The organism is Mitsuaria sp. TWR114 (assembly GCF_007997345.1).
Window position 1 is genome coordinate 1 of record NZ_VOSR01000714.1, and the last position, 3,845, is coordinate 3,845.

Annotated in this window: 3 protein-coding genes and 1 pseudogene; 3 read left to right on the forward strand and 1 reads right to left on the reverse strand. The window is 71.3% G+C overall.

Annotation, left to right across the window (positions count from 1 at the left end; translation table 11 throughout):
• The first annotated feature begins 395 nt into the window (after positions 1 to 395).
• The 3 genes from FUT87_RS22930 to FUT87_RS22935 all read left to right on the forward strand — a co-directional run bounded on the left by FUT87_RS22930 (position 396) and on the right by FUT87_RS22935 (position 3,173).
• Positions 396 to 1,871, forward strand: coding sequence for a sigma-54 dependent transcriptional regulator (locus tag FUT87_RS22930; protein ID WP_147242506.1), 1,476 nt, complete (start codon positions 396 to 398; stop codon positions 1,869 to 1,871).
• A 79-nt stretch (positions 1,872 to 1,950) separates the two neighbouring features.
• The gene (locus FUT87_RS31040; protein ID WP_255511976.1) at positions 1,951 to 2,196 is read left to right on the forward strand and encodes a hypothetical protein; all 246 of its coding nucleotides are present in this window, start codon (positions 1,951 to 1,953) and stop codon (positions 2,194 to 2,196) included.
• Positions 2,196 to 3,173, forward strand: a complete 978-nt coding sequence (locus FUT87_RS22935; protein ID WP_255511977.1) for a DNA topoisomerase IB — start codon at positions 2,196 to 2,198, stop codon at positions 3,171 to 3,173. Before FUT87_RS31040 ends, FUT87_RS22935 begins: the two co-directional genes overlap by 1 nt.
• Before the next feature lie 52 nt (positions 3,174 to 3,225).
• On the opposite strand, the pseudogene FUT87_RS31835 reads toward FUT87_RS22935, so the two are convergent.
• Positions 3,226 to 3,348 (reverse strand): annotated as a pseudogene (locus FUT87_RS31835) (HAD hydrolase-like protein); the annotation flags it as partial.
• Positions 3,349 to 3,845: the final 497 nt, after the last annotated feature.

Below are 3,845 nucleotides of genomic sequence, written 5' to 3' on the forward strand. Positions count from 1 at the left end.
CCCGGCCCGTCCTCCGCCATCGACACGGACGACGAGCCCGCCGACGCCACCTTCGAGATCCGCAACTTCCTCACCCTGGTCGTCGCCTTGGCCTTGGTGGGATGGATCCAGCGTCGCCGCCGGGATGTCTGACCCGACCTTCCCTTGGCCGGCACCGGCGCGGTCCGCGGACCGCTTCCCGGTGCCGTTTTCATGCGCCATTGTTCGAATGGCGTGCGTGCCTGGTCGATGATCGCCAGGTCGTCACCGGAATTTTTTTCAAATGAGTTGAGGCAGGGGCTGGCAAGCCGGCCGCTTGCTGCAAGAATGAGTTATCCGGGTTCGACAGACATTCATCACGAATCGTCGAATCCCCACGCCCAGGCGTGTTCCCCCCCACACACAAGGATGTACCGGTGACCCATGCGTTGATCGTGGATGACGATGTCGATTCCGTCGCCACCCTGCAGGAACTGATTGCGAGCGAGAAATTCACCGTGTCGGTGGCCCACACCTTGCGCGATGCCCGGAGGCACATCGCGCTGCAGCAGCCCGATGTCGTGCTGCTCGACCTGCAACTGCCCGACGGCAACGGGATGGAACTGTTCCAGGACCCGCAGCTGGTGGCCAATTCCGAGGTGGTGCTGATCACCGGCCACGCCAGCCTGGACACCTCCATCCAGGCGCTGCGCATGGGCGCCGCCGACTACCTGGTCAAGCCCATCAACATCACGCAGCTGCAGGGCGTGCTGTCGCGGGTGATGAAGCCCGCCGCGCTGCAGGCGGAGGTGTCCGAGCTGAACGCCAACCTCGCGCAGAGCGGCCACTTCGGCCTGCTCTGGGGCCGCACCCAGCCGATGCAGCGGATCTACGAGCAGATCTCGCGCGTGGCCGGCACCAGCGTGTCGGTCTTCATCAACGGCGAAAGCGGCACCGGCAAGGAACTGGTGGCGCAGACCGTCCATGACCTCAGCCGCCGCCGCAAGAAGCCGTTCCTGGCGGTCAACTGCGGCGCCATCTCGCCCAACCTGATCGAGAGCGAGATCTTCGGCCACGAGAAGGGCGCCTTCACCGGCGCGGACAAGCAGCACGAAGGTTTCTTCGAGCGCGCCAGCGGCGGCACGCTGTTCCTGGACGAGCTCACCGAGATGCCGATGGAACTGCAGGTCAAGCTGCTGCGCGTGCTGGAGACCGGGCGCTTCATGCGCGTGGGCTCGACGACCACGCTGGATGCCGACGTGCGGGTGATCGCCGCGTCGAACCGGCCGCTGCTGCAGGCGGTGCAGGCGGGCAAGCTGCGCGAGGACCTGCTGTACCGCCTCAACGTCTTCCCGATCGAGATGCCGCCGCTGCGCGACCGCCTGGACGACGTGCCGCTACTGGCCGACCACTTCCTGCGCCAGATCGCGGCCAAGGAAGGCAAGAACAAGCGCTTCACCGCCAAGGCGCTGGCGCAGCTGCAGACCTACCACTGGCCCGGCAACGTGCGCGAGCTGCGCAACGCGGTCCAGCGCGCCTACGTGATGGCCGCCGGCGACATCGTCGACGAGCAGTGGCTGCCCAAGGGCGAGGGCGCCGAGATCCCGGCCACGGCCGCCTCCGCGGCGGCGGTGACCAGCTTCGGCGCGGCGCCGGGGCAGCCCGCCGCGGCGCCCGCGGTCCCGACGCTGGTCGCCGGCTCGGGCGAGTCGTCCGGACCGTCGATCACGATGCCGCTGGGCAGCTCGATGGCGCAGGTGGAGAAAGCCTTCATCCTGGCCACGCTGCAGCACTACAAGCATCACAAGGAGCAGACGGCGGCGGTGCTCGGCATCAGCCTGAAGACGCTCTACAACCGGCTCAAGGAATACGCCGCGGAGGACGCGGCGGCGGCCGACAAGGCCGCGCAATAACGGGCGGTCGCACGCGCGATCGCCGCTCGTCGCGCGGCCCGGCATGCGCCCTGCCTGGGGAAGGCAGGAGGACGAGCCGATGGGACTGCGCTGGGTCTGTGACGATGAACCGGGGCTGCGCCGCGTGCGCGCGGCCCGCGGCTTCCGGTATGTCGACGCGGACGGGCGTCCGGTGCGGGACGAGGCCACGCTGCGGCGCATCCGCGCGCTGGCCATCCCGCCGGCCTACGTGGACGTCTGGATCTGTCCCCGCGACGACGGGCACATCCAGGCCACGGCGCGCGACGCGCGCGGACGCAAGCAGTACCGCTATCACGCCGACTGATGGCGCTGCGGGGCGAGAACAAGTTCGGCCTGCTGCTGGACTTCGGCCATCGCCTGCCGCGGCTGCGGCGCCAGGTGCAACGCCGCCTGCGCGACGGTGGCCTCGATCGCGAGCGGGTGCTGGCGGCGCTCGTGCGGCTGCTCGATCGCACCTGGATGCGCATCGGCCATCGCGAGTACGCGCGCAGCAACGGCTCCTACGGCCTGAGCAGCCTGTTGTCGCGCCACGTGAAGGTCAAGGGCGACGCGCTGCTGCTGAGCTTCCCCGGCAAGAGCGGCGTGCGGCACCAGCTCGCCGTGCGCGACGACCGCGTGGCCGCGCTGGTGCGGCGCTGCCGCGACCTGCCGGGGCAGGAGCTCTTCGGCTACGAGGATGAGGCCGGCATCGCGCATCGCATCGATGCCTCGGACGTGAACGACTGGCTCGCCGAGGCGGGCGGGCCCACCTGCAGCGCCAAGGTGTTCCGCACCTGGCATGCCAGCGTGCTCGCGCTGGACCTGCTGCTGGCGCATGCGCGCGCCGGCACCGCGCCGGTCGACGCGCAGAAGCAGACGGTAAAGGACGTCGCCGCGCGCCTGGGCAATACCGCCGCGGTCTGTCGCAAGTCCTACATCCATCCCGCCGTGCTGGCCTGGGCGCAGTCGGACCAGCTGGCCGCGCTGCCGACGCAGCGCTGGATGCAGTCGCCCCCGGCGCTGGCCGGACTGAGCGTCGCCGAACGCCGCCTGCTGGGGCTGCTGCGGACGCAGCCGCGCGTGGCGATCGCTACGCCGATGCCGGCGCCGTCGGCGCGGGCGCCGCGCCCGCGGGCCTCGGCGACGACATCGGCATCGACGACAAACCCTTCGGCGCGCCCGCAGCGGCCGCCGCGCCCGCCGCGTCGAAAGGGTCCCGCGGCGGCGGCTCCTGCGCGTCAACGGTCCACGCGGACGCGTGCGCGCGCAGCAGGTGATCGCACAGCGACGGCCAGTCGCTGAAGACGCCGTCGGGCTCGCGCAGCGGCGAGCGCCGCCAGGTGGTTTCGCCGCCGGTGTCCAGCAGCAGGCCGGACGCGCCGGCGCGATGGCCGGCCTCGACGTCGTCGAGCAGGTCGCCCACCATCGTCGACCGCGCCAGGTCCAGGCCGTGCGCCCGCGCGGCGCGGGTGAGCATCCCCGGCGCGGGCTTGCGGCACAGGCAGCCGGGCCGGCCCTGCGCATCGGGCGCATGGGGGCAGACCGCCACGTCGTCGAGCGTCACGCCGAAGTCGTCCTTCAAGCGCCGCACCAGCGCCGCCTGCAGCCCGGCGAACTGACCCGCGTGAACGCGCCGCGGGCGATGCCACTCTCGTTGGTGACCAGCACCAGAGCCAGCCCCGCGGCCTGCAGCCGGGCGAGCGCCTCGCCGGCGCCGGGCATCAGGCGCAGCCGCGCCGGATCGGTGATGGCGCCGTCGTCCGGGACCGTCAGCGTGCCGTCCTTGTCGAGGAAGACGGCGGGACGCAGCCGCGCGCGCGCCGGCCTGCCGGCAGGCACGCGGGAGAAGTCGAGGTCGTGGAGGGAGAGGGTGGCGAGGGGGGCGTCGAGCCAGACAGTCACGAGGGCAGCCTCCGCGGCGCGTTCAGCGCATCCAGCCGTAATCGGTCTGGCGCGGGGCCAAGGACTGCTTGT